The sequence below is a fragment of the Nitratireductor sp. XY-223 genome, assembly GCF_004959855.1.
In the GTDB taxonomy this organism is placed as follows: Bacteria; Pseudomonadota; Alphaproteobacteria; order Rhizobiales; family Rhizobiaceae; genus Hoeflea_A.
The window spans coordinates 21,717-45,771 of sequence record NZ_SPNT01000010.1; the positions used below are offsets into that span (position 1 = coordinate 21,717).

Genomic DNA, 24,055 nt, shown 5'->3' on the forward strand with positions numbered 1-24,055 from the left:
GGCCGTGAGTGGTTGCACCTTGGGGCAGATGGTTCTGCCACGCATCGTATGGGCGCAAGAACATGTCAGCAAACAGGCAGGTTATCGCCGATTTTCTTTACGCGTATCCGGCGAACGCTGTGGTATAGCGCGTCGTCTTCGACAGTGATGTTGTCAATCAGTCGCTCCACATCAGAAGAGTAATGGTGATCGAAATAGCCGTCTGCCTGACCGTTTTTTCGAGTGAGGGGAGTATTTGGCAACTCAAACGTTTCCGTAACCGCGTCAACAAAATCAGACAAGAAATCGAAACACCCAACAATAAAGTCCTCGCTGTTCACTCTTGATGCCACCTGATTGGCGATTTTCGATCCGCCCACGTATCGGCACTGTCCGTTTGTTGAAGCATTCCTGAACTTGGTGTCCGAACTCAAAGCGCTTTCCAACGATTTGTCACAGTGTAGCGGGTGTTCGGGGCGACGGGAGGCCCATTCAAAACGCGAGATCACTTGATCCAGCGGCCGTCGGACGACAGCACAACGAACAAGTGGCCCGCTTAATGACCCGATCACCGGAGATCTGTATGGAAAATGTCCTCCGATCACCTCGAATCGATCTAGGTACGAGGGGCCGTTGCGCTCAATCAGTTGCCGCAATTCCAATGCGTTGCCCCATAAAACACTATGGTCCCCGAACGCCTCCCGCAACCACGCCTGCACTGAAGTGCCTGCTGTCTTCGGAACGTGATGAAAAATGAGCTTTGGGCGCGCCAAAATACCAGCCCCTTAAAATTTGATGCCCTCAGCGGGCACCATCACGTCGCAAAAGACGTACAAGGGCCTTGCGTGGATCATTGCAGTAAGTCATGCCTTTTCCCGGCAACAGTTACATCATGTGAAGACCTGATGCCAACCCCATCTGAAGGAACTGTGTATCTTTGGAGCATTTCATTGCCCAATCGGAGTATTGCGCGGCCAACTCGAGTGCAAAATCTGCCATTTGTTTTGAGCAGTCGCTCCCTATCTGGCCCCGGGTTTGCTCGCCATGGCTTAACCAGGCAGAAAATTGCAAACTTATACAATCCATGCGGATTGGATTCAAAAGAGATCGCTACCCGAACCGACTTCTTGAATACTCTGCGGGAACAATTCTATTCAGAACCTGAATTTTGCTATTCGGTCTGACTACAGCTAAAAGTCAAACTGACAGATAGTGGGTGGGGAATTCAATTCGCGGATCAACAAACGTGCCGTCCGAACCGGTTGGCGATTTCACGAATTGTGTGCTCTCGGCAGTGGCTCAAGCATCGCAAAGTCAATTGTCATGCGCGTAGTTTCAGACATCAAGGATCCGTTGGTGCACAAGAGCGGCATAGCTCGTGCGACTTCGGAAATCACAAAGAGGATATGCCGGAGCGATGCGACAATCACTCCCCGCCAGCCAAAGGTCCGCAGCCAGTTGCCTGGCGGGCCCGGCGCTGGCCCAAATGTTTTCGTCGCGCATATGAGTGCTATCGGCCACTTGACCTGGCTCTCCACAAAACGCGCTAGACAGCTGGACAGATCACAGATCGATATTTTTTGGGGGCCCGCCCATCGTCTTCCAATGGGACTGGGCAGGTCTGTACCCTGTGTTGTCACGATCCATGATCTCGTCTGGGCAAAATATCCCCAAACAATGCGACGCACGAGATTGTTGGCAGAACGTATTCTGTCGCCACATGCGATGAGGCGGGCCGATGCGATTATCGCAATTTCCAATGCAACTCGGGACGATGTCATCGAGCGCTTTCCGCACTTTGCCGACAAGATTCGGGTGATCTATCCAGGCGCTTCGCGATTAGCAGAATTGAGCAGCGGCAAGGTGGCTAAGCCCGCGCAGCGGCGAAGGGCGGACTATGCTCTGTTCGTCGGCACGATTGAGCCGCGCAAGAACATCGGCAACCTGTTGCACGCCATTGCCATCACAAAAGCCAAAGGAATTGAGACCGGGAAACTGATCATTGTTGGCGCACATGGCTGGAGACACGAAGAAATCGGCGCGCTGATCGACAGATTCGGACTCTCGGATTGTGTGAGTGCCCTTGGATATGTCAGCGATGCCGGCCTCGCTGAGCTTTACCAGGGAGCACGTTTTCTCGCAATGCCGTCTCTTTGTGAGGGTTTCGGCCTTCCCATAATAGAGGCCGGATCATATGGCGTGCCGGCGCTGACCAGCAATGTCTCATCCATGCCGGAAGCGGCCGGTAAAGCCGGTTTGTTTGTCGATCCGCTGGATCCCCATGACATAGCCCGAGGATGGCAACGTCTGTGGCATGATGATGCTCAGTACAAAAAATTGCGCAGCCTCGCAGTGAGCAACGCCGCCCGCTTCTCGTGGTCAAGAACCGCCGAGGAAATGCTGGCACTTTTTCAGGAGGTGATCGATCGGCATCGGAAACGCTGCACGCGGTAATTCACTTTATCCGTAGCGACAATCCAGGAAGGCCAGTAGCCGGTTCAGGTAAGCCTTCTATTGGGGAATGCCATCATATGTCCCAAGACCACCATGCGCATCCTGCACTTCTACAAGACCTATTGGCCGGACACATTTGGCGGAACCGAGCGGACGATTAATGCCCTCGCCGAGAACACGCATCCACTCGGGGCCGAGCACCATGTTCTTTCGCTGAGCGCGTCGCCGTCGCAGCATGTACGGCGGCATGGCAGCCAGACGATTCATCAGGCAAAGCGGCTATTTTCAATCGCGTCCACAGATATCTCGGTTGACAGCATCGGCAAGTTTCGGCGATTGGCCAAACAGTCCGACATCATTCACCTTCACTTTCCTTGGCCCTTTATGGATCCGGTTTATTTGGCCTTTGCGTCCGGCAAACCGGCGGTATTGACTTATCATTCGGATGCACTCGGCAGCCGCCTGCTGCAAGCGGTGTATGCACCGATGCAACATGTACTGCTATCCCGTGTTGACGCCATCGTACCAACATCTCAGAACTATCTCGAAACGAGCCCGACATTGCAGCGGTATCGAAGCAAGACAACGGTCATTCCGCTTGGGATTGACGCCGCGGCCTATCCATCCCCTTCCAGGGAAACTCTTGAAAAATGGCGCCGGGTTATTGATGTGCCGTTCTTTTTGTTCACCGGGGTTCTCAGACATTACAAGGGACTGAACAATCTGCTGCAGGCGGCGCGCGCTCTCGATTTGCATGTCGTTATTGCCGGATCGGGCAAATGCAAGGATGGGCTGCTTGCTGCGAAAAAAAAGATGGGGCTGGAGAATGTGCACTTGATTGGCGCGGTAGGCGAGTTGGACAAGATCGCACTGCTTAAGTTGTCGGTCGGGTTTGTATTTCCGTCTAATATTCGTTCGGAAGCATTCGGTCTTGCCTTGGTGGAGGCTGCGATGATGGGCAAACCGTTGATTAGCTGTGAAATAGGAACAGGGACAAGTTATGTAAATATCAACGGCGAAACAGGGTTTATCGTGCCGCCAAACGATCCTGCTGCCTTAGCCAACGCAATGCTCACGCTTGCGGAGAATCCCGAGTTGTGCAGGGCATTCGGCAAAGCTGCCAAACAACGGTACGAAACGCTATTTCGCGCGCAGACGATGAGCCAGCGCTATTTCGAGCTCTACAAGAAGATTCTCCACTAAACGCCGTCGATAGGATGCACGAAGGCTATGGCCTTTAATTCTCTGTCCTCTCGGTTGAGCACGGCTTCACCGCCAACCTCCGGAAGCGGGGCCGAACGATCGGCGGCACGAAGTCGCGTGCGTTGAGCTCCAAACTCAATGCCTGTCATGGGTAAGTGAATCTGAAGCTCGAAGAGCCTCGCAAGGCCGACCGGTCATCGCCGCTCATGCGGCGCGCGAGCGAAAATTCATGCGCACCCTACGCTGCCTGCGCCCCGCCGTCCGGTATCCGTGCCAGGGAGCAGAGCACCGCGACAAGCGAGATGAAATAAAGCGTCGAAACGTCGTGGTAGAACAGCAGGTTGGTCATGCCGTAGAGCGCATAAGATGTCGTGACGCAGAAAATCCCGCCGAAGACGACCGGTTGCGCGTTGCGCAAAACGAAAAGCGGCACAAAAAGCACGGCGAGCAGCGACAGAGGGCCGAGAACACCCGTTGCGACAAGATCGGTGAGATAGCCGTTGTGCAAGTGCGAATAATCAAAATCCTCGCCGTTTTTAGGATCTTTTGCGATCGCGGCGCGCATCACTTCATGGCGTCCGTGACCGGTCAAAGGCCGCTCCTGGAACGCCGCCAGCCCGGCCCGGTAGAGGAGCAGGCGCATGGAAATGCTCTCCTCCCTGATCTGCCCGTCTGCGGGATTCCCCAGCCGCTCCGCGGCCAGCTCGATGCGATGCGTCAGTTCCGGATCGGCCTTGATGACGCCGAAGCTGAGCACGCCGATCGCCAGGGCGGCGAGAAGCCCGCGTTTCGCCATATAGGCGAGGCCGAAATGGCGGTGCCCCATGACCAATGCGTAGGCCACCAGCACTATGCAGTAGGAAAGCAGCGGGCCACGGCTTCCCGAGCTCAAAAGCGCAAACAGCGCGGCCAGCGCCCCGGCGGCCAGCAGCCAGCGCATCGCCCCCCTGAAAAAGAGCAGCCCATGAATGCACAACAGGCCCGATACCATCGCGCCGAGCGCCAGGATCAGCGGATTGCCGCTGAAGGCCGAGCGCAGATATTCATGCGAGAACTGGCCGGCAACAATCACGATCAGTGCCGCAAGGATTGCGCCGCCGGCCGTCCCGGCAAAGAACATGTCGATCCAGTAGGGCCGTACGGCTCGTCTCAACACGGGCAGCACGGGTGCGAACAGCAAAAACAGCACATTACCGTAAACCGCGCCGAATCCCGACATGGATCCGTTCCGAATGGCGTGGCCGACGGCAAATGCCGCCATGATGAGAAAATAGGCGGAAAACGCCGCAATAACGGGCTTTTCGATGGCGTCGAACCGGCGGCATCGCGGATCGAAGATCCAGTAAAGCACGGCGAACGGCCAGAACCCGATGGCAACAACGGAGCCGCCGCTGCCGATGCCCGGAAACAGCAGGAATCCCAGAAATATGCCCAGCGCCCAGCGCAGCGACGCGCTCGCATCGCTGCGGTGGAAATGAACCCAGAATAAGCGGCTGAGCGTGCCGGACGGTTCTGCCAATTGTTCACTCCCGGGGCGATGATTCCCCCGCTCAAGAGCGTTAGGAGAACCGCCGGTCCATTGCAAGCACGGCTGGAGAAAGTAAAGGTCAGAGTGCCTCCGCGGGTGCCTCCAGGCAGGTCGTATCCAACCGCGCAAGAAGCGCGCATTGCGACTCGATAGCCGGCAATTCGTAGCGGAAGAAATAGCGGCACGCCGTAATTTTGCCCGCGTCCGGCGCGTTTTCCCCGCCGCGGGTCCGGTTTGTCTGCGCCACCAGCGCCTGGCGCAGCCAGATCCAGGCGACGACGACATGGCCGAGCATGTCCAGATAGATCGTGGCGTTGGCGAGATACGCCTCCTGTCCGAGCTGTTCGGCCTTGCCGGTCATCGAGAGCGTTGTTTCAGCGGCCAGGCTGATCGCCCTTTCGAGGTCCGCCGCCATGTCCGCGAACTCCGGCACGGCGCCGGCCTCGCGCACCGTGTCCTGCATCTCGCCGATCAGCGTGCGCAGCGGCGCGCCGCCGTTCATCGGCACCTTGCGTCCCAGCAGGTCCAGCCCCTGGATGCCGCGGGTTCCCTCGTGGATATGATTGAGGCGGTTGTCGCGGTAGAACCGTTCGACCGGATAGTCGCGTGTATAGCCCGCCCCGCCGAACACCTGGATGGCGATCTCGTTGGCGCGCAGGCCGAACTCCGAGGGCCAGGATTTGACGATCGGCGTCAGGATATCGAGCAAGGCGGTCGCCTTTTCCTGTGCCGCCGGATCGCCGGCACGCTTTTCGTCGGCAAGACGCGCTGCGTAAAAACACAGCGCCAGCGCGCCTTCCGCATAGGCCTTCTGCTGCAACAGCATGCGCTTGACATCGGCATGCTCGATGATCGGCACCATCGGCGTTTGCGGGTCGCGGTCGGAGAGTTTGCGGCCCTGCGTGCGGTCCTTCGCATAGGCCAGCGCGTGCAGATAACCGGTCTCGGCAAGCGCCGCGGCGCTGAGACCAACCCCGATGCGCATCTCGTTCATCATCGAGAACATGTACTGCAGGCCGCAATTCGGTTCGCCGACGAGGTATCCGACCGCGCCGTCTCGATCGCCGAAATTGAGCACGCAATTGACAGTTCCGCGGCAACCCATCTTGTGGTTGAGACCGGCCAGGCGCACGTCGTTGCGCGGCCCGCGTGTGTCGTCGTCGTTGACGATATAACGCGGCACGATGAACAGCGAGATCCCCTTGACGCCGGGCGGTCCGCCCGGAATTTTCGCCAGCACCAGGTTGATGATGTTCTCCGACATTTCATGGTCCGCGCCGGAGATCCACATCTTGTTGCCGAACAGGCGGTAGCTGCCGTCGTCCTGCGGCTCGGCCCGGGTACGGATATCGCCGACAGACGATCCGGCATGCGGTTCGGACAGCGCCATCGTCCCGAAATAGCGGCCTTCGATCATCGGCCGCAGATAGCGCTCCTTCTGCTCCTCGCTGGCATGCTCGGCGAGCAGATTGCCGGCCGCGACCGTCAGGCCGGTATAGCCGCTGGTGCCCCAATTGGCGGCGGAGAACCAGGCCGAAATGGCAGTTTGCAAAAGATAGGGGAGCTGCAGGCCGCCATGCTCGGCATCGAAGCTGGCGCCCATCAGCCCCGCCTCTGTGAAGGCGTCGAGCGCCTGCTTGACCTCCGGAATGATCTCCACCTTTTCGCCGTCAAAAGCCGGCTCGTTGGCGTCGAGCTTCTGGGCGTGTGGCTGGTATCGCTCCTCGGCAATCTTTTCGACACTGTCGAGGATGGCGTCATAGACGCTGCGATCCGCATCGGCGAAATGCGGCAGCGCGCTCAGCCCCTCCAGATCGAGGAAATCGTACAACAGGAACGCAATATCCTCCCGCCGCAAGATATTGGGCATGATGTTCTCCCTTGAATAGGGCTGACCTGCCGCCGCCCGATTTTGTTCATCCTTGACCTAACCTATCCCGCCGCCGGTCGGCTGGCAAAGGAATAAGCGCGAGTAAACGGGTGCCGGACTATGCCTGGCGAAAACTGTCCAGAAGCCACTCGGTAAAGAGCAGCACTTCCGGCGCGTGCTGGCTGCCCGGACGGCGCAGCACGTAATGCGCCTGCTCGTTGGGCAGACGCGCATCCACCGGTCGTACCAGTCGGCCGGAATCGAGATAGGGCTGGGCGAATGCGTCGAGCACCAGCAGCGCACCCAGGCCGCTTGCAGCATATTCGAGCGCCACCAGGGACGTATCCGATTTGACGCCGGCCATCGGTTTGCGTTCCTCCAGCCCGTGCTGCCGCATGAGGTCGTTCCACATGCCTTCGCATCCCATGATTTCGATGAGGCTGCCCGAGCCAAGCTCCGCGAGGCCGGCATCGGCGCCTAGCTCGCCGGCGTAACGATGGCTGCACACAACGATCGACGACTCGTCGCTTATCTTCTCGGCAAAGCCGCCCTGGCCATGCTGATCCGCCCATTTGCCGTCGCCGTAACGGATATCGATATCCACCGACTCCGTGTTGAGCCCGTCGCCCCAAACGGTCGTGCACAACTGCAGCTCGATGCCCGGATAGGCATTCCGGAATTCCGGCAGCCTGGGAACAAGAACGAGCGAGGCGTAGGAGATCGGCACGCGAATGCGCAGAGTCTTGTCGCCGAGCGACCCGAAGATGCCCATCGTTGCGAGCGAAAGATCCTCGAACGCCTTGCGCACTGCCGGTACATAGGCGGCCCCCATATCGGTGAGTCGCACGCCGCGCGGCAGCCGCTCGAACAGGCCGAAGCCCAGCCGCTTTTCCAGCGACCTGATCTGGTGGCTGATGGCGGCCGATGTCATGTTGAGCTCGTTGGCGGCGGCAACGAAACTGGAATGCCGGGCCGCCGCCTCAAAGGCCCGCAGCCACGCCACGGGCGGAAGTTGGTAACTCATTCGGATTGCTCCCGCATCAACAAATATTCTTGGGTCTTTGACCGATAAAGCTTCGTTTGATTATAGTCATATCACCAACAAGACTGGCGCGAAATCAAGACGGTATCGCCATGTCCACATTGGAATTCGATTTTATCGTTGTTGGTGCGGGATCGGCCGGATGCGTTCTGGCCGAACGCCTGACCCGTGACGGCCGCAACACCGTCCTTCTTGTCGAGGCCGGCGGCACCGACCGCAAGTTGCGCATCCGGGTCCCGATCGGCTACGGCTTCACCTTCATGGATCCCTCCGTCAACTGGTGTTACGGCGCCGAGCCGGATCCGGAGCTTGGCGGCCGTCAGGCCTACTGGCCGCGCGGCAAGGTGGTCGGCGGTTCGAGCTCAATCAATGCCATGGTTTACATTCGCGGCCTGCCGCACGACTTCGACGACTGGGCCGAAAGCGGTGCGACCGGCTGGGACTGGAAGAACGTGCGGCCGGTCTTCGAGCGCACCGAGAAGAAGGCGTGGCGCGAGAACGGCAGGCTGCGCACCAGCGGCACTGGCCCGCTCTGGGTGACGGACGAGGCCGACCAGGCGCATCCGGTTACCGGCCGATTTCTCGATGCCGCGCGCGAGGCCGGTTGGCCGACAACGGCCGATATCAATGGCGTCGAGCGCGAGGGCCTCGGCATTTTCCACAACACCACCCGCAGGGGCTGGCGCTGTTCTTCGGCCGACGCGTTTCTTCTGCCGGCCCTGCGGCGCGGCAACCTCAACATGACGTCGAATGCGCTGGTCGAGCGGATCGTCTTCGACGGCAACCGCGCCGTCGGCATAAGCTATCGTCAGGGCGATCGGACAATGGAGGCGCGCGCGCGACGCGAGGTGATTGTCAGCGGCGGGGCCGTCAACTCTCCCAAGCTGCTGCAGCAATCCGGTGTCGGGCCTGCGGAACAGCTGGCTGCCCACGGCATCGACGTGCAGACCGACCTGCCGGAGGTCGGGGGCGGTCTTCAGGACCACCTGGCCATCAACTATTACTACCGGTCCACGGTGCCGACACTCAACAATCAGCTCCAGCCCTGGCCGAGCCGCGTATACGCGGCCCTGCAATACGCGCTGACGCGCCGAGGCATGCTCAGCCTCGGCATCAACCAGTGCGGCGGCTTCATCCGGTCGTCGCCGGACACACCCCGCGCCGACATTCAGATCTACTGCAATCCGGCGACGTACTCGACCGGCGACGGGACGAAACCGCAGATCGATCCCGAGCCCGGCTTTCTCCTGGCGTTCCAGCAGTGCCGGCCGACGAGCCGCGGCCGCATTGACATTGCTTCGAGCGACCCGGCCGATCCACCGGCGATAAAACCCAACTCGCTGACCACCAACGAGGACCGTGACGCGGTGGTTCGCGGCGCGCGTCTCTTGAGGCAGCTGGTCGAAACACCGACCATGAAGCGCCTGATCCGTGCGCCGAAGCAGCCCGATCTGGCCGTTCTCAGCGATGATGGGGCGCTGGAGGATTTCAAGGCGCGCGCCGCGACCGTCTACCATCCGTGCTGCACCTGCCGCATGGGCACCAGTGCCCGGAACTCGGTTCTCGACGCGCGGTTACGCGTCCACGGCATCGACCGTCTGCGGGTGGTCGACGCTTCGGCCTTTCCAAACGTCACGTCCGGCAACACCAACGCGCCGACCATCATGCTGGCGCAAAAGGGCGCGGACATTATTCTCGAAGACACCCGGGCGGCGGGTTAGAACGCGATGAAGATCAAACGTCTGGAAACCTTCAGCAACGAATTCGTCGGCTTTGTCAGGCTCACAGCCGAGGATGGCAGTGTCGGCTGGGGCCAGGTCTCGACCTACAACACGGATATCACGGCCCAGGTCTTCCACCGGCAGGTCGCACCATGGGCGCTGGGGGAAGATATTCTCAATATCGATGCGCTCGTCGACCGCATTGTCGAAAAGGAGCACAAATTTCCCGGCTCCTATCTGCGCCGTGCGATCGCCGGCCTGGATACGGCAATCTGGGATATCCGCGGCAAGCAGCAGCAAAAGCCGGTATGCGCGCTGATCGGCGGCAGCCCCGGCCGGCTGCGCTGCTATGCCTCCAGCATGCGCCGCGACATCGAACCGCACGCCGAGGCACGGAGGCTCGCGGACCTGCGCGACCGGTTCGGCTTCGACGCCTTCAAGTTCCGGGTGGCCAGCGAATGCGGACGCGACCGCGACGAGTGGCCCGGACGCACGGGGGAAATCGTTCCGGCCGTACGTTCAGCGCTGGGTGACGACGCGGCTCTGCTTGTCGACGCCAACAGCGGCTACAGCGCGCAAAGGGCCATCGAGGTCGGCGCCATGCTCGAGGACAACGGCGTGGTCCACTTTGAAGAGCCCTGCCCCTATTGGGACCTGGAGGCGACAAAAAAGGTCAGCGATGCCCTGTCGCTCGACGTGACCGGCGGCGAACAGGATTGCGATCTGACCATCTGGCGGCAGATGATCGCCATGCGCGCGGTCGATATCGTCCAGCCGGATATCTGCTACATCGGCGGCATCGCGCGGGCGATGCGCGTTGCCAAGATGGCGGCCGATGCGGGCTTGCCCTGTACGCCCCACTCGGCCAACCTTTCCATGGTCACGCTCTTTACGATGCATTTCCTGCGGGCCATTCCCAATGCCGGGTCTTATCTGGAATTCTCAATCGAGGGCGCCGACTACTACCCCTGGCAGCAGAACCTCTTCGTTAACGACCCGTTCGTTGTCACCGACGGCGGTGTTACGGTATCGGACGCGCCCGGCTGGGGCGTTGAAATCAATCCGCAGTGGCTGGATCGGGCACAGTACCAGATCAGCGAACTCGGCTAGGACAGAAAGGCCGCATCGCATCATGAGGCTGCAATCCATCGAAACCTTCGTCGTCGGCAACCCGCCGCCCTCCCGTGGCGGGCGCTACTTCATCTTCGTTCAGCTCCGCACGGCCTGCGGCGTCGTCGGCGTCGGCGAGATCTACAACGCCACCTTCAGCCCCCACCTCGTCGCCGATATGGCGAAGGACATGTTCGCACGGGTCTTCGAGGGCAACGACCCGCACCATGTGGAGCGGCATTGGCGCAACGCCTACGGCGCAGGCTACACGTTGCGCCCGGACGTGACCGTCATGGGCGTGCTGAGCGCTCTTGAAATGGCCTGCTGGGACATTGTCGGCAAGGCGGCGGACAAGCCTGTTTACGAGCTGCTCGGCGGCCGGGTGCACGAAGCGCTGCGCAGCTACACCTATCTCTATCCCCCCGGCGACGAGCACGTGTACCCGGATCCGGACACGGCGAACGTCTACAATGACCCGGACATCGCCGCGCAGATCGCCCTCGATCTGGTCGATCAGGGATTTACCGCCGTCAAGTTCGACCCGGCCGGACCCTACACCGTCTATGACGGGCACCAGCCGAGCCTCGAGGATCTCGAACGCTCGGAACTGTTCTGCAAGCGCATCCGCGAGGCCGTCGGAACACGCGCCGATCTTTTGTTCGGCACCCATGGCCAGTTCACGGTCTCCGGCGCCAAGCGCATGGCCCGACGACTTGAGCCGTACGAACCACTGTGGTTCGAGGAGCCGACACCGCCGGAAATGCCGGAACAGATGGCCGAAGTGGCGCGCGCGACATCGATCCCGATCGCCACCGGTGAGCGGCTGTGCACGAAATATGAGTTCGCCCGCGTCCTCGACACCGGCGCCGCGTCGATCCTGCAGATGGATCTCGGGCGCGTCGGCGGCCTGCTGGAGGCCAAGAAGATCGCCGCGATGGCCGAGACCCGCTACGCCCAGATCGCGCCGCATCTCTATTGCGGGCCGGTCGTCGGCGCCGCCAACATCCAGTTTGCCGCCTGCATTCCCAATTTCCTGATCCTGGAAAGCATCCTGAAATGGGAGGGCTTCCACGCCGAACTGCTGAAGACCCCGATCCGCTGGGAAGACGGCCACGTGATCCCGCCGGACACACCCGGTCTCGGCGTCGAGCTCGACGAGGAGGTAGCCCGGGCGCATCCCTACGAGGGCGACGAACTGCATCTGACGATGGACACACGGCCGCTTCGCTAGGCTCGCGGATTTTCTGAAATGGAGGACGGAATGAAGGTTGGCTTTATCGGGCTCGGCAATGTCGGCGGCAAGCTGTCCGGCAGCCTTCTGCGCAACGGCTTCGACCTGACGGTGCGTGATCTGGACGGTTCGATCGCGGAACCGTTCCTCGAAAGGGGCGCGCACTGGGCCGAAAGCCCGCGGGAAATGGCGGAGCGCTGCGACGTGGTGATCACCTGCCTGCCGAGCCCGGCGGCCTCGGCAGCGGTCATGGAGGCCGAGGACGGGATCCTCGCGGGCCTTTCGCCCGGCAAGATCTGGGCGGAGATGTCGACCACCGACGAGGCCGAGGTCAGACGGCTCGGCGCACTCGTATCCGCGGCCGGGGGCACGCCGGTCGACTGTCCGGTGTCCGGCGGCTGCCACCGCGCCGCCACCGGCAATATCGCCATATTCGCGGGCTGCGACCGCGGGACCTTCGATCGCATGCTCCCGGTCTTGAAGGCGATGGGGCGGCGCATCCTCCACACCGGGCCGCTGGGCTCGGCCTCGATCCTGAAGGTGGTGACCAACTACCTTGCCACCGCCAACCTCATCACGCTCTGCGAGGCACTGGTAACGTCCAAGGCGGCCGGCATGGATCTCAACACCGCCTACGAGGCGATCCGCATTTCCTCCGGCAACTCCTTCGTCCACGAGACAGAGAGCCAGGTGATCCTCAACGGCTCGCGCGACATCAATTTCACCATGGATCTCGTCTCCAAGGACATCGGCCTGTTCCAGCAGGTCGCCGACCGGGCGGGCGTTCCGCTCGAGATGAACCCGATCATGATCGACATTTTCAGGGATGGCGAAAAGCGTTTCGGTTCAAGGGAATACTCGCCGAATATCATCAGAAGGCTGGAGGAAGCGACCGGCATCGAGATCCTGGCCCCCGGATTCCCGCCCGAGATGACCGACGACGAACCGGAAGAACCGGGCTACGAGGTGGTGCCGAAGGGAGTCGAGCGGCTTTAGCTGCGGAATTTCACACAAATGCCGTGGACCTTGATTGTCGGCTGGTTCACTATGGCGCGGGGTTTCTTGTTGAGGGTGCCGAACGTGCTGAAATTCATCCACCTGACGGATATTCACCTGATCAGCGGCGGGCGCCGCCTCTATGGCGTCTCACCGGAGCGCCGGCTGCATGCCGCCGTCGACAGCATTCTTGAGGAGCACGGCGACGCGGATTTTATCGTCTTTACCGGCGATCAGGCCCATTGGGGCGACGACGCCAGCTATGGTGTGCTGGCCGATGCGATTGCCCGTGTCGACATGCCCGTCAAGGTGCTGATGGGCAACCATGACCACCGCGACGCGCTTGCGCGGGTCGTCCCCGGTGTTGACTCTGACGCAGATGGCTTCATCCAGTCGACGCTCGATACCGAAGCCGGCCGCTGCCTGTTTCTGGACACCAAGAAGGACACGGTGACGGACGCCGGCGAATATTGTGAAAAGCGTCGCGATTGGCTGCGCGCGCGGCTCGAGGAGAGCGACGAACCGGCGATGATCTTCATGCATCACCCGCCGCTGAAGCTCGGCCTCAAGGGCATGGACGTCATCGATCTCCTCGATTCGGAAGCTTTCTTTGATGTGCTGAAGCCGCATATCGGCAAGATAAGGCACATCTTCTTCGGTCATGTTCACCGGCCGGTTTCCGGCAATTGGCGCGGCATCGGTTTTACCTGCATTCGCGGGCTCAATCATCAGCTGGCACTGGACCTTCGGGCTCCACAGACGAGCGTGCCCGGCAACTTCGAGCCGCCCGTCTACGGCGTCGTACTGGCCGACAGGGACCAGATTGTCGCCCATCTCCATGAATTCATGGACCGTTCGCCGCACTTCGAGTTGGTGACACCGGACGGCCAGGACGGTAAGGAATACAGTCTGAACATGCGGCACGGCGACTGGGACCGCATGACCTGATCTTCAATCGGGGACGCGTTCGGCCTGATGAAAATGCCAGTGATTTTCTGCCGGGTTTTACCGGCCATCTTCGCCGTCACGATTGGCCTTTGGGCAACCGCTGAGCCCGCCCGGGCAGGCGAAACGATGCCTGTCACGCCGGTAAGCAATGCCATCGCCCGGTTCGTTCTTCCGGCGTATGAAAATTTCAGCAAGCGGAGCGGCGACCTGAGCGAGCGGATCGGCGCGCTCTGTGCATCCCCGTCGCCGGAAGGGCTCGACGAAGTCAGGTCGGCATTCAGCAACACCGTGGTGGCGATGGCCGCAGTCAGTATCGTGCGTATCGGACCAATCCTCGAGGATAACCGGCTCGAAAGGCTCCTATTCTGGCCGGACCGGCGCGGCATTGGGCTGCGGCAGATCCAGGTGATCATCGCCAAGCAGGATCCGACCGCAACGGATCCCGGCGGCCTTGCCGGCAAGAGCGTCGCGGTCCAGGGGCTCACGGCGCTGGAATTCGTGCTGTTCGGTGAAGGCGCGGAGACACTGGAGCAGATCCCGAACGGCTACCGTTGCCGCCTGGCGCGGTCCATCGGCACCAATGTCAGCGGGATCGCCAAGGCGGTCCTCGAAGAATGGCAGGCGCCTGCGGGCTTCGCACATGGGTGGCAGAACCCTGGGCCGGAGAATTCCGCGTTCCGCGATGAGAAGGAATCGCTGAGCGCATTGGTCAGCCTGTTCGCCAACGGACTGGAATATTATGACACCATCGAGCTCGGGTCTTTCCTTGGTGTGACGCCCGAAAAGGACCGCCCCCGCCGAGCGCTCTTTCACCGGTCCGGCAATACGCTCCGCTTCCTGCAGGCGGGACTGAAGGATTTCCGGGAACTCTATAGGACGTCTGAACTGGCTGCGCTGCTTCCCGATGGATCGGCCTGGATCGACGAGGCGGTCGTCTTCGGCTTTCGCCATGGCATTGCAGGCCTTGAATCGCTCAGCGGCTCCGCGGCGGACCTGATCGAGAGCCCACAGCAACGCTCCAAGCTCGTCTTCGTGCGCACGGTCGTTCGCGGGCTCGGCGAGAATTTCGGCATCGACATGACCGCTGCACTCGACCTGACCGCCAATTTCTCAAGCCTCGACGGAGACTGACCGTGGCAAGGCAGCTTTTGGACAGGCGCGCATTTCTGGCGACATCCGGTGCGGCCTTCGTCGCCTCGCTCGCGCCGGCGCGTGCCGAAGCGCTTGAGCGTGCGGGTGCGGTTTTCGCCTCGGCATACGCCGACGGTCGCGGCGGGTTCGGGGCAGCCCTTTTGACCGAGCGTGGCGATCTTCTCGCCACCGTTCCCCTGCCCTCGCGCGGTCATGACATTGCCTGTCACAAGGCCTCAGGGCGGGCATTCGCCTTTGCGCGTCGGCCCGGCACGATCGCCGTGGCATTCGACCGCGACGGCAGGACCGCACCGCAGTCGATTGTCGCGCCTTCCGGGCGGCACTTTTACGGTCACGGCGTTTATTCGCCGGACGGCAAGCTGCTTTATGCCAGCGAGAACAACTTTGACGGCGCGGCCGGCGTCGTTGGCGTCTACGATGTCGAAGCCGGCTACAGCAGGATCGGTGAGTTTTCCTCCGGCGGCGTCGGCCCGCACGACATGCTGCTCCTAGGCGACGGCCGCACCCTGGCCATTGCCAATGGCGGCATCGAAACCCATCCGGATTTCGGCCGCGCGAAGCTCAACCTCGCGACGATGGCGCCGTCACTGTGCTTTGTCGACCGGATTGACGGATCGCTCATCGAACGTCAGGCATTGCCCGCCGAACTGCACCGGCTGTCGATCCGCCACCTGGCACGGGATGGCCGGAACGGGGTCTATTTTGCCTGCCAGTTCGAGGGATCGCCGACGGAACGCCCGCCGCTTTGCGGTCGCGCGGTCCCGGGCCAGGATATCCGCCTGTTCGAAATGGAACCGCAGATCAGCGCGAAACTGAAGAACTATGTCGGATCGATCGCAGCCAACCGGCAGGCAGGAACCGTCGCGATCAGCTCGCCGCGCGGCAATTGCATGATGGTGCTCGACGGCCGCACCGGTCGCGTGATCGGGCAGCGGCACATGCACAATGTCTGCGGCGTTGCCGAGATGGCTGACGGCTACATTGCCTCGACCGGTGACGGTGTGCTTTTCAGCACATCCGGCGGCAATGTCGATGGCGGTATGCTGCACTGGGACAATCACATGCTGCGGGTTGCCGGATGACCCGTTAGCGGCAGGAGCTTGCACATGACCAACCAGCGTGAACTGATCGACCTCAGCGCCTGCCGCATGGTGGAACTCCTCGACGCCGGCACCATTTCCGCGGCCGATGCGCTGGACGCTCTCGAAAGCCGCATTGCCGAGGTCGACCCGCTGGTCAACGCGCTGCCGACACTGTGTTTCGAGCGCGCCCGCGACGCGGCGCGGCGGCTGCAGGACCTGCCCGTCGATGAACGCGGTTTGCTGCGCGGCCTTCCGGTGCCGATCAAGGACCTCACCCAGGTCGCCGGTGTGCGCACCACATCCGGCTCCCTCCTGTTCGAGGATCACGTATCGGAAACGACCGGGCTGCCCGCCCGTGTCCTCGAAAGGAACGGCGCGGTCGTCTACGCGAAATCCAATACGCCGGAATTCGGCACCGGCGGGCACACGCGCAACAAGGTCTTCGGCATCACCCGCAATCCGCGCGACCGGTCGCGCTCCGCCGGCGGGTCTTCCGGCGGCGCCGCCGCCGCGCTGGCGACCGGCATGGCCTGGATCGCCCACGGCTCCGATATGGCCGGTTCGCTGCGAACGCCGGCCAGCTTTTGCGGTGTTGCCAGCCTGCGCCCTTCGCCCGGACTGATCGCGGGAGACCAACCGAGACTGCCGTTCCAGGTCCTCGGCCAGGAAGGGCCGATGGCGCGCAACGTCGAGGACGTTGCCCTGATGACCGACGCCATGAGCGGTCTTTCGTTCGAAGCCGGGCTGACGAAACCCGCGCCGGAATCCTCGTTTCTGGACGCGGCACGCACGCCGAAAAGACCGCCGCGCATTGCCGTCAGCACGGATCTCGGCGTGACCGAGGTCGCGGCCGAGGTCCGCGATACGTTCAATGCCGCCATGGAGACACTGGCGGGTGCGGGCCTTGCACTCGAAGACGGCCATCCGGACTTTTCCGACGCTGTAGAGGCGTTCACCGTGCAGCGCGCGCTGATATACGCCGTCAAGCTCGGCGACGCGCTCGCTGATGCGCGCGGTCTTTTCAACCCCGAGGTCGTCTGGAATATCGAAAAGGGTCTCGACGCCGACGGACCGTCCATCCGCAGCGCCATTGCGGCGCAGGGCCGGCTGTTTCAGAAGGCCGTGCAGTTCATGCAGGAATACGACCTGTTGATCTGCCCGGCCACGGTCATGCAGCCCTTCCCCGCGGACGAAACCTATCCGGGATCGTCCGCCGGGACCCCCGTGAGCGACTACTTTGACTGGCTGAAAATCGTCTATGTGGTGTCCGCCGCGACGCTTCCGGTCGTCACCGTTCCCTGCGGCTTCACCGAGGGCGGGCTACCGCTCGCGATTCAGCTCATCGGCCGGCCGCACGGCGAACACGAGCTGTTCCGTTTTGCCAGGTACATCGAGGATATCCTCGGCTGGGACGCAGCACCGATAGACCCCGTCGAATAGGGCAATTCCTTAACGCGCACACGCCGATACGGGTTAATCCTTAACCATATCCTTCATGACAATTTTAAGGGTTCGCCTGCATGCTCACAACCAGTTCAGTATGTTCCTCGGTGCTGCGTGATGCGCAAGACAGTCTTTTCCATACTCATCGTGGCCATGGCCGGCCTGCCGCTGTCCGGCTGCGCCAGTTTCTTCGGCATCGGCTCCTACTCGTCGAAGGTGAGCTACAACGACACCAAATGGTGCGTGCCGCGCAAGCTCAAGCGCGTGCTCGGACGCGTCTCGCGCAAATACGGCACCGTCACCGTCCACTCGACCAAGCGCTGGTGGTTCGAGAACTGGCGCAAGGGCGGCGCCCGCAACTCGTACCACCTGAACTGCCAGGCGGTTGACTTTACCGTGCGCGGCGATCCGGCTTCCGTCCTTGCCTATCTGCGCTCCCAGCGCGAGGTCGGCGGCTACAGCTACTACGCCCGCACCGGCCACTATCACATCGACACCGGCCCGCGGCGGACCTGGTAGGTCTGGTTTTGCCCGGCGGTTGACGCAAAACGCCTTTTACGCATTTAATAGCCTCCATGTGACGAACGGCCGCACCGGGCGGAGATGCGGCGTGCCGGCAATGACCGGCGCAGGGAGGATCAAATGGAAAGGCGCAGCCTTTTAAAAGGCGCCCTGGCGGCAGCAGCCGGCTTGAGCGTACCCTTTGTCTGGACCAGCAGTGTCCAGGCCCAGTCGTCGAAATACTTCAAGGGCGCGACGAAGGACGGCGAGTACACCTACCCGAACACCAATTTCAAGTCGATCGACCCGCGCTGGCACCGCCAGATGGTCAAGTACTTCTCCGACGAGCCGGAAGGCACGGTCGTTGTCGATACGCGCAACCACTATCTCTACTGGATCTGGGAAAACAACACCGCGATGCGCTACGGCGTCGGCGTCGGGCGCGAGGGCTTCCAGTGGTTCGGGCGCGCCAACATTGCGCGCAAGGCCCGCTGGCCGCGCTGGGTTCCGCCGGAGGCAATGAAGCAGCGCCAGCCCGACCTGCCCGACTCCATGGATGGCGGCCCGAGGAACCCGCTGGGCGCGCGGGCGCTTTATCTGCACGGCAAGGGCGGCGACACAGGCTATCGCCTGCACGGCACGGCCGAGCCCTGGTCCATCGGATCCGATGTCTCGTCCGGCTGCATTCGCATGTTCAACGAGGACATCATCGACCTTTACCGGCGCGCGCCGATCGGCACCGCCGTTCTCGTTCTGGAGCACATCTCCGACAGGGCATGATTTGAAAAATGCGCGCGACGGGGAGCGCGCAACACGGGGGAAATGAGTATGAAGAGTATTCTCCATCTGGTGGCGGTCATCGCGCTGCTTTTATCCGGCGTGGCGCTGTCCGGCTGCAATGCGACGCGCGCGGCGCTGGGCGATCCCAATTCCGGGCAGACGGACGACGCCGCCGTCGGCTTTGCCGACATCAGCACCGGCAGCGAGGAAAACTTCATCATGACCGCCGGACGGCGGGTCTATTTCACCTCCGGTTCGGCCGAGCTTGACGATGTGGCGCGCGAGACGCTCGACCTTCAGGCGGCCTGGCTGACGCAGCACCGAAGGTGGCTCGTCAAGCTGCAGGGCTTCGCCGACGATCCGGGTTCCGGCGCGGCAAATGTCAAACTGTCGGACCGGCGGGCCAAGGCCGTGATGGACTACCTTGCATCCAAGGGCGTCAGCCCGCAGCGCATGTGGGCCAAGGGCTACGGCAAGGAACGCCTGGTCCGCAACTGCCCGGACATTTCCTGCAAGGCACAGAACCGGCGTGTCGTCGTCAATCTGCGCGAGGAATTCGACGCCGCGGCGCCGCAATACAGGGGCAACCAGAGCTAAACGCGATCGGTCCGGGGCGTCAGGCGTTTTTCGTAACGTAACCGATGATCAGATTGATCGTGCCGAAATTCTCGATGGTCAAATCATCGTCGGGAATCGAAATCCGGTAGGTCTGTTCCAGCCACATGATCAGTTCCATCGTGGCGGCGGAATCAAGGATATCCAGCTGCGGGATGAAGGCGTCGTCGCCGAGACCGTCCGCCTCGTTGCCGATTGCCTCCGCAAGCGCGACTATTTTGTCGCGGATTTGCTGTCGTGCCGTATCCGGGTCCATGGATTCCCCTAAAGCTATTCTTTAGCAATTGCGTTTTCGTTAGGCGACGTCAGGTGATTGAGCGCCTGGAACGCGGCGGCGCCGTCAAGCACCCGGTGATCGTAGGTCGCGCCGAGGATCGACCGGCCGTCCCGGGCCGCGCTGTGGGCGACCATCAGCGAAACAAAGGGCGGCAGGATCGGCATGTGCCGGAGCACCGGCCAGCGCGCCATGCTCGAAATGGCGACCGTGGCGCCGCTCATTTCGGCGGGCTGCAGTTTGCCGCGCATGGCCGAGCGGTGCAGCCGGGCAAACGCATCAACGAATTCCCTGCCATCCATGCCGTCGGCCTCGTGGACTACGGGCAGGAAGAGCTTGCCGCCGATATGGACGGTGAAACCGAGATTGACGCAGTCATAGACGTATTTCCGGCCGTTATGGACCGTGGTGTTGAGGTCCGGGTTGTCCGCTGCATGACGGACGAGCTGGTAGGCCATGAGCGGCACCAGCGGACTGCTCAGAAGGCCGTGCGTGTCGCGGAAATTCTGGGCGAATGCCTGCCAGTCCGCCTCGTCATAGTCCGCCTCAAGATAGGTGGCGGCTGCGTCATTTGCGTGCCACGAAACCGAATTGAGCATCGCCGCCTCATAGGCACTGAATTCGACGCTCTTTCCGTCGGCATCCGGCGCGCCGGTCTGCGCGACCGCAGCCTTTGCCGGTTCGGCGTTTGGCGCGTTTGCGGCGATGAAGGCCTCGACATCCGAGACCTTCATGCGCGCGCCCGAGACGGGAATGTCCCCGGCGGACATACCGTGCTCTTTCATCAATGCCAGGGCACCCGCCGTCGGCCGGTCGCTCGCGGACAGGGCCGCCGCGTCCTGCTTCGCCGGTTGCTCCTCCGGCACCGCCTCGTCGGGCGTCGCGCCGATCCACATCAGCACCGCGCCGACATCGAGCATCTCGCCCTCGGCGCCCGACGCCTCGAGAACAAAGCCGTCCGCCTCGGCCTCGACGACCACGGTCGCCTTCTCGGACTCGATCTCCGCCACCGCCTGTCCGGATGTCACCGCCTCTCCCGGCGAAACCAGGACGGCGATAAGCCTGACCTCATCGTCATTGTTGTTGATGCGCGGCACGAAAACGGGTTGGGGCATGTCTGGCTCAGAACAACTCGAGGATTTCGGCGATCAGCCGGTCGCGGCCCGGCAGAACCTGCTCTTCCAGCGAACGGGCCGACGGGATCGGTACGGAAGGTGCGCCGACCCGCCGCAATAGCCCGACATAGCCGCTTTCGGCAAGGGTCGCGGCGATCTCGGCGCCGACCCCGAACTCGGTCGGCGATTCCTCGGCGATGATGATGCGTGATCGGCCGGCCAGCGCATCCGATAGTGTTTGGCGCGGCAACGGCGCGATCAGCGACGGAAGCACGATCTCGACCGCGATCTCCTCCTCACGCTCCAGTTCCTCGGCCACCTCTTCGACGAGCGGCGCCATGCCGCCATAGGCGACGATCGTGACGTCCGGCTCGGCCCTGTCGTTGTGCAACGTCGGAAAGAGCTGCGCCGCTGGGTCGGCCGCGTTGGCTGGCAGGACCGTGTATCCGCCCGGCTCGTTCGGCCGGCTGTAGAGCAGCTTGTGTTCGAAAAAGACCGTCGGGTGCCTCCAGTCGTGCACCGCATTTTCCAGAAGGCGACCCATATCGTGGCGGTGGCTGCCATAGACCACGGTCAGGCCGGGGACCGATGCGCAAAGGCTCTCCGGCGTCTGGCTGTGCGTGGCGCCGTATCCGCGCCCGCCGCCGCAGGCGGCGCGGATCACCAGCGGTATCGCGACCTCCTCGAAGAGCGGCGGGAACTTGACCGCGTGGTTGTAGATCTGGTCCATGCCGAGGCTGAGGAAATCGGCGAACATGATCTCCACGACCGGCAGCCGGCCCGCCATGGCAAGGCCGATCCCGGATCCGACGACGCCGGCCTCGCTGATCGGCGTCGACAGGACACGGTCCGGATATTCGCTTGTCATGCGTTCCGTGACCTTGAACGCTCCGCCATAGGGATCGTGCAGGTCCTCCCCGAGAACGATTGCTTCGGGACACGCCTCGAGGATCGCGTGAAGCGCGGCATTGAGCGCCTGGCGCACCTTGCCGCCATAGCGTTCGTCTCCGGCGGGCACCGGCGCATTGTGTCCGAACGGATGGCGCGGCACGCTGTCGAAACGTGCCGGCGGCGACTGCATCGCACGCTCGGTCGCCGCCTTCAGGAACGCGGCATTGCGTTCCTCGATCGCCCGGCGGTCGGATGCCGGCAAACACTCGCCGAGCCGCATCAGTGGATCGCGGGCACGGATCGCATCCATCTCGTCGTCGGCGCGCAGATCGTCTCCCTTGCTGTGCGGGCCGAGCCGCATGGTGTCGATGACCAGGAAACCCGGCGAGCCGCTTTTCCGGACAGCGCCCACCACCTCTTCGGCCCGTTCGAAAAAGTCCGGCGCATCGTCGCTGAGCCGCCATGTCGGCATGCCGAAAGCCTCGCCCCGGGCGGTCAGCGATCCGGCCGTGGTGCCGGCCGTCGGTGTGGTCTGGGCGATACCGTTGTTTTCAACCACAAACAGGATCGGAACGTCCCACACGGCCGCGAGGTTGAGCGATTCGTAGACAAGCCCCTGCCCCAGGGTTCCGTCGCCGATGATCGCCACGACGATGCCGCCCTTGCCATCCAGCTTGCGGGCCAGCGCATGGCCGACTGCAATCGCCGTCATGCCGCCCTGGACGCCACTGCTGTGGAACCCCCGGTACGCAAGATGCTGGCTGCCGCCCCGGCCGCCGCATACGCCTGCCTCGCGTCCCATGACTTCCGCAAGGAGCCCCTCGAAATCGCCGCTATAGGTCAGGAAATGACCGTGGTTGCGATGGTTGGAGAACACCGCGTCATTGTCGTGGTCCAGCGCCCTAACGATGCCCATCTGGCAAAGTTCCTGCCCGAGGCAGGTGTGGGTGGTGCCGGAAAGCTGGCCCTTGCTGAAGAGATCGAGCAGTGTTTCCTCGGCCCCGCGGATCAGGTGGCCGAACCCGTAGAGAATCGCGGGATCGAGCGGAAGCGCCGGTTTCGTCCCCCCGTCAAGGGCGAGCCCGGCGACGGGCTTCGGTTCAGACGCCATGTCCGACCACCATGGCGGTGACTTCGGGCGGGTTTTCGTCGTCGGCCCTGCTCGGATGCCGGACCGTCAGGTGCGCATGCACGTCTAGCCCGCCCTCTTCGACCAGCCGGAGCAGTTCGTCCTCGCTTCGGAACAGGAAGATATGGTCCGGCTGTGGCGCGTTGATCGCGCCGGTGAGGAACGCCAGCCCGCCCGGCTGCAGGCTCTCCTTGATGCGCCCAACCAGCGCCTTCGGATCCGGCACGTGTTCAAGCAGTTCCCCGCACACGATGCGGCTTGCCTGCGGCAGCGACGGCACGGCAAGCACGTCCTCCAGCCGCGTTTCCACCCGCTCGCCCGCGCCGCTGGCGCCGAGCACGGCCTCGCTGAACTGCAGGCTCTGCGGGCTGAGATCGATCAGCAGCGATGGGCTGTCCGCCCACCTGCCGAGCGCCTCGACGCTGAGCAGGCCGTGGCCCGGCCCCCATTCCATGACGAGCCCCTGCGGATCGTGCGGCGGCGACAAAAACGCTTCCCGGTAGAATTTCAGCAGCCGGTAGTGATGCGGCCACAGGAAATAGGTGCAGTAGAGCCCGACGAGGTAATAACCCTCCATGACCTCGGGATTGCTGTAGAAATCGTCTTTAAGTGCCTGAAGTTCCTCAACACTTGCGGAGTACTGACCCGTCTGCTTGAAGGCCACCTCCTCGCGCAGGATGGTGCTTCCCAGGCGCTGGAAGCCGCGCACCGCCCAGGTCGGAAAGTCCTTGTCCGGGAACGCCCTTTGCAAGAGGCCAAGGCTGTTTTCGAAGTCCGCCAGATAGGCATCGCCGTAGTCGGTGTGGAGGCCCTCCACAGCCGAGGCGGAGGAGCCGAAGAGCGTCTTGTTCAGGCCATCCTGGAGGGCGGACACCAGGGGAAACGAACCGGTCGTCAGGTCATGCTTCATATTGCGCGCAATCGATCCGTTCGCTGACTGGGATTGGTTGGACGGGATATCATTCCCCTTGTAAAACGCAAAATAGGCGAA

Annotated in this window: 21 protein-coding genes; 13 read left to right on the plus strand and 8 right to left on the minus strand. The window is 62.3% G+C overall.

All coding sequences use genetic code 11. The features are described 5' to 3' along the window. Positions 1 to 65: 65 nt before the first annotated feature. A complete protein-coding gene (locus E4M07_RS24210; RefSeq protein ID WP_136661000.1) occupies positions 66 to 752 on the minus strand; it encodes a hypothetical protein in 687 nt (228 codons plus the stop codon). Positions 753 to 1,302: 550 nt separating this feature from the next. Here E4M07_RS24210 and E4M07_RS24215 point away from each other — a divergent pair. Both E4M07_RS24215 and E4M07_RS24220 read left to right on the plus strand, forming a co-directional pair. After that, positions 1,303 to 2,433, plus strand: a complete 1,131-nt coding sequence (locus E4M07_RS24215; protein WP_136661001.1) for a glycosyltransferase family 1 protein — start codon at positions 1,303 to 1,305, stop codon at positions 2,431 to 2,433. A gap of 93 nt (positions 2,434 to 2,526) precedes the next feature. Further along, entirely contained in the window at positions 2,527 to 3,636 is a 1,110-nt protein-coding gene (locus tag E4M07_RS24220) for a glycosyltransferase (protein ID WP_136661002.1), read from the plus strand. 238 nt (positions 3,637 to 3,874) lie between these two features. Here the strand turns inward: E4M07_RS24220 and E4M07_RS24225 are convergent, their stop codons facing one another. The 3 genes from E4M07_RS24225 to E4M07_RS24235 all read right to left on the minus strand — a co-directional run bounded on the left by E4M07_RS24225 (position 3,875) and on the right by E4M07_RS24235 (position 8,058). Beyond that, positions 3,875 to 5,155: an O-antigen ligase family protein gene (locus tag E4M07_RS24225; RefSeq protein WP_136661003.1), complete on the minus strand. Its 1,281-nt coding sequence runs from the start codon at positions 5,153 to 5,155 to the stop codon at positions 3,875 to 3,877. A gap of 88 nt (positions 5,156 to 5,243) precedes the next feature. Further along, the gene (locus E4M07_RS24230; protein WP_136661004.1) at positions 5,244 to 7,034 is read right to left on the minus strand and encodes an acyl-CoA dehydrogenase; all 1,791 of its coding nucleotides are present in this window, start codon (positions 7,032 to 7,034) and stop codon (positions 5,244 to 5,246) included. A 118-nt stretch (positions 7,035 to 7,152) separates the two neighbouring features. Next, on the minus strand, positions 7,153 to 8,058 hold the full coding sequence (locus tag E4M07_RS24235) for a LysR substrate-binding domain-containing protein (protein WP_136661005.1): 906 nt from the start codon (positions 8,056 to 8,058) through the stop codon (positions 7,153 to 7,155). Positions 8,059 to 8,168: 110 nt separating this feature from the next. Here E4M07_RS24235 and E4M07_RS24240 point away from each other — a divergent pair, with 110 nt between their 5' ends. From E4M07_RS24240 to E4M07_RS24290, 11 genes are all read left to right on the plus strand, one after another. Beyond that, entirely contained in the window at positions 8,169 to 9,797 is a 1,629-nt protein-coding gene (locus tag E4M07_RS24240; RefSeq protein WP_136661006.1) for a GMC family oxidoreductase N-terminal domain-containing protein, read from the plus strand. A gap of 6 nt (positions 9,798 to 9,803) precedes the next feature. Beyond that, complete coding sequence (locus E4M07_RS24245; protein ID WP_136661007.1) at positions 9,804 to 10,907, plus strand: mandelate racemase/muconate lactonizing enzyme family protein; 1,104 nt, start codon at positions 9,804 to 9,806, stop codon at positions 10,905 to 10,907. 22 nt (positions 10,908 to 10,929) lie between these two features. Then, positions 10,930 to 12,138 (plus strand): mandelate racemase/muconate lactonizing enzyme family protein, encoded by a 1,209-nt coding sequence (locus E4M07_RS24250; RefSeq protein WP_136661008.1) that lies wholly within the window; start codon positions 10,930 to 10,932, stop codon positions 12,136 to 12,138. Between the two features lie 30 nt (positions 12,139 to 12,168). After that, positions 12,169 to 13,134 (plus strand): NAD(P)-dependent oxidoreductase, encoded by a 966-nt coding sequence (locus E4M07_RS24255; RefSeq protein ID WP_136661009.1) that lies wholly within the window; start codon positions 12,169 to 12,171, stop codon positions 13,132 to 13,134. Positions 13,135 to 13,152: 18 nt separating this feature from the next. Further along, positions 13,153 to 14,082 carry a phosphodiesterase gene (locus tag E4M07_RS24260; RefSeq protein WP_206057383.1) on the plus strand — a complete coding sequence of 310 codons (930 nt, stop codon included), beginning with the start codon at positions 13,153 to 13,155 and terminating at the stop codon, positions 14,080 to 14,082. A gap of 126 nt (positions 14,083 to 14,208) precedes the next feature. Next, entirely contained in the window at positions 14,209 to 15,213 is a 1,005-nt protein-coding gene (locus E4M07_RS24265; RefSeq protein WP_169054374.1) for an imelysin family protein, read from the plus strand. A 2-nt stretch (positions 15,214 to 15,215) separates the two neighbouring features. Then, on the plus strand, positions 15,216 to 16,316 hold the full coding sequence (locus E4M07_RS24270) for a DUF1513 domain-containing protein (protein WP_169054375.1): 1,101 nt from the start codon (positions 15,216 to 15,218) through the stop codon (positions 16,314 to 16,316). Between the two features lie 24 nt (positions 16,317 to 16,340). After that, positions 16,341 to 17,756, plus strand: coding sequence for an amidase family protein (locus tag E4M07_RS24275; RefSeq protein WP_136661012.1), 1,416 nt, complete (start codon positions 16,341 to 16,343; stop codon positions 17,754 to 17,756). A 120-nt stretch (positions 17,757 to 17,876) separates the two neighbouring features. Next, positions 17,877 to 18,278, plus strand: a complete 402-nt coding sequence (locus E4M07_RS24280; RefSeq protein ID WP_136661013.1) for a D-Ala-D-Ala carboxypeptidase family metallohydrolase — start codon at positions 17,877 to 17,879, stop codon at positions 18,276 to 18,278. A gap of 123 nt (positions 18,279 to 18,401) precedes the next feature. Then, positions 18,402 to 19,040, plus strand: a complete 639-nt coding sequence (locus E4M07_RS24285; RefSeq protein WP_136661014.1) for a L,D-transpeptidase — start codon at positions 18,402 to 18,404, stop codon at positions 19,038 to 19,040. Between the two features lie 48 nt (positions 19,041 to 19,088). Further along, positions 19,089 to 19,637: an OmpA family protein gene (locus E4M07_RS24290; RefSeq protein WP_246660585.1), complete on the plus strand. Its 549-nt coding sequence runs from the start codon at positions 19,089 to 19,091 to the stop codon at positions 19,635 to 19,637. A gap of 19 nt (positions 19,638 to 19,656) precedes the next feature. On the opposite strand, the gene E4M07_RS24295 is transcribed toward E4M07_RS24290, so the two are convergent. Genes E4M07_RS24295 through E4M07_RS24310 form a run of 4 tightly spaced genes read right to left on the minus strand, consistent with a single transcriptional unit; the run spans position 19,657 to position 23,974 of the window. Then, positions 19,657 to 19,911, minus strand: a complete 255-nt coding sequence (locus E4M07_RS24295; RefSeq protein WP_136661016.1) for an acyl carrier protein — start codon at positions 19,909 to 19,911, stop codon at positions 19,657 to 19,659. 14 nt (positions 19,912 to 19,925) lie between these two features. Further along, entirely contained in the window at positions 19,926 to 21,044 is a 1,119-nt protein-coding gene (locus E4M07_RS24300) for a 2-oxo acid dehydrogenase subunit E2 (RefSeq protein ID WP_136661017.1), read from the minus strand. Between the two features lie 7 nt (positions 21,045 to 21,051). Next, positions 21,052 to 23,046 (minus strand): alpha-ketoacid dehydrogenase subunit alpha/beta, encoded by a 1,995-nt coding sequence (locus E4M07_RS24305; protein ID WP_136661018.1) that lies wholly within the window; start codon positions 23,044 to 23,046, stop codon positions 21,052 to 21,054. Next, positions 23,036 to 23,974, minus strand: a complete 939-nt coding sequence (locus E4M07_RS24310; protein WP_136661019.1) for a methyltransferase domain-containing protein — start codon at positions 23,972 to 23,974, stop codon at positions 23,036 to 23,038. Before E4M07_RS24310 ends, E4M07_RS24305 begins: the two co-directional genes overlap by 11 nt. Positions 23,975 to 24,055 lie beyond the last annotated feature (81 nt).

Coding starts and splice junctions, on each gene's coding strand:
- E4M07_RS24215 (WP_136661001.1), top strand. CDS start 1,303: ATGCGCGTAGTTTCAGACATCAAGGATCCGTTGGTGCACAAGAGCGGC.
- E4M07_RS24220 (WP_136661002.1), top strand. CDS start 2,527: ATGCGCATCCTGCACTTCTACAAGACCTATTGGCCGGACACATTTGGC.
- E4M07_RS24230 (WP_136661004.1), bottom strand. CDS start 7,034: ATGCCCAATATCTTGCGGCGGGAGGATATTGCGTTCCTGTTGTACGAT.
- E4M07_RS24235 (WP_136661005.1), bottom strand. CDS start 8,058: ATGAGTTACCAACTTCCGCCCGTGGCGTGGCTGCGGGCCTTTGAGGCG.
- E4M07_RS24240 (WP_136661006.1), top strand. CDS start 8,169: ATGTCCACATTGGAATTCGATTTTATCGTTGTTGGTGCGGGATCGGCC.
- E4M07_RS24245 (WP_136661007.1), top strand. CDS start 9,804: ATGAAGATCAAACGTCTGGAAACCTTCAGCAACGAATTCGTCGGCTTT.
- E4M07_RS24250 (WP_136661008.1), top strand. CDS start 10,930: ATGAGGCTGCAATCCATCGAAACCTTCGTCGTCGGCAACCCGCCGCCC.
- E4M07_RS24255 (WP_136661009.1), top strand. CDS start 12,169: ATGAAGGTTGGCTTTATCGGGCTCGGCAATGTCGGCGGCAAGCTGTCC.
- E4M07_RS24260 (WP_206057383.1), top strand. CDS start 13,153: ATGCCGTGGACCTTGATTGTCGGCTGGTTCACTATGGCGCGGGGTTTC.
- E4M07_RS24265 (WP_169054374.1), top strand. CDS start 14,209: ATGCCTGTCACGCCGGTAAGCAATGCCATCGCCCGGTTCGTTCTTCCG.
- E4M07_RS24275 (WP_136661012.1), top strand. CDS start 16,341: ATGACCAACCAGCGTGAACTGATCGACCTCAGCGCCTGCCGCATGGTG.
- E4M07_RS24280 (WP_136661013.1), top strand. CDS start 17,877: ATGCGCAAGACAGTCTTTTCCATACTCATCGTGGCCATGGCCGGCCTG.
- E4M07_RS24285 (WP_136661014.1), top strand. CDS start 18,402: ATGGAAAGGCGCAGCCTTTTAAAAGGCGCCCTGGCGGCAGCAGCCGGC.
- E4M07_RS24290 (WP_246660585.1), top strand. CDS start 19,089: ATGAAGAGTATTCTCCATCTGGTGGCGGTCATCGCGCTGCTTTTATCC.
- E4M07_RS24295 (WP_136661016.1), bottom strand. CDS start 19,911: ATGGACCCGGATACGGCACGACAGCAAATCCGCGACAAAATAGTCGCG.
- E4M07_RS24300 (WP_136661017.1), bottom strand. CDS start 21,044: ATGCCCCAACCCGTTTTCGTGCCGCGCATCAACAACAATGACGATGAG.
- E4M07_RS24305 (WP_136661018.1), bottom strand. CDS start 23,046: ATGGCGTCTGAACCGAAGCCCGTCGCCGGGCTCGCCCTTGACGGGGGG.
- E4M07_RS24310 (WP_136661019.1), bottom strand. CDS start 23,974: ATGAAGCATGACCTGACGACCGGTTCGTTTCCCCTGGTGTCCGCCCTC.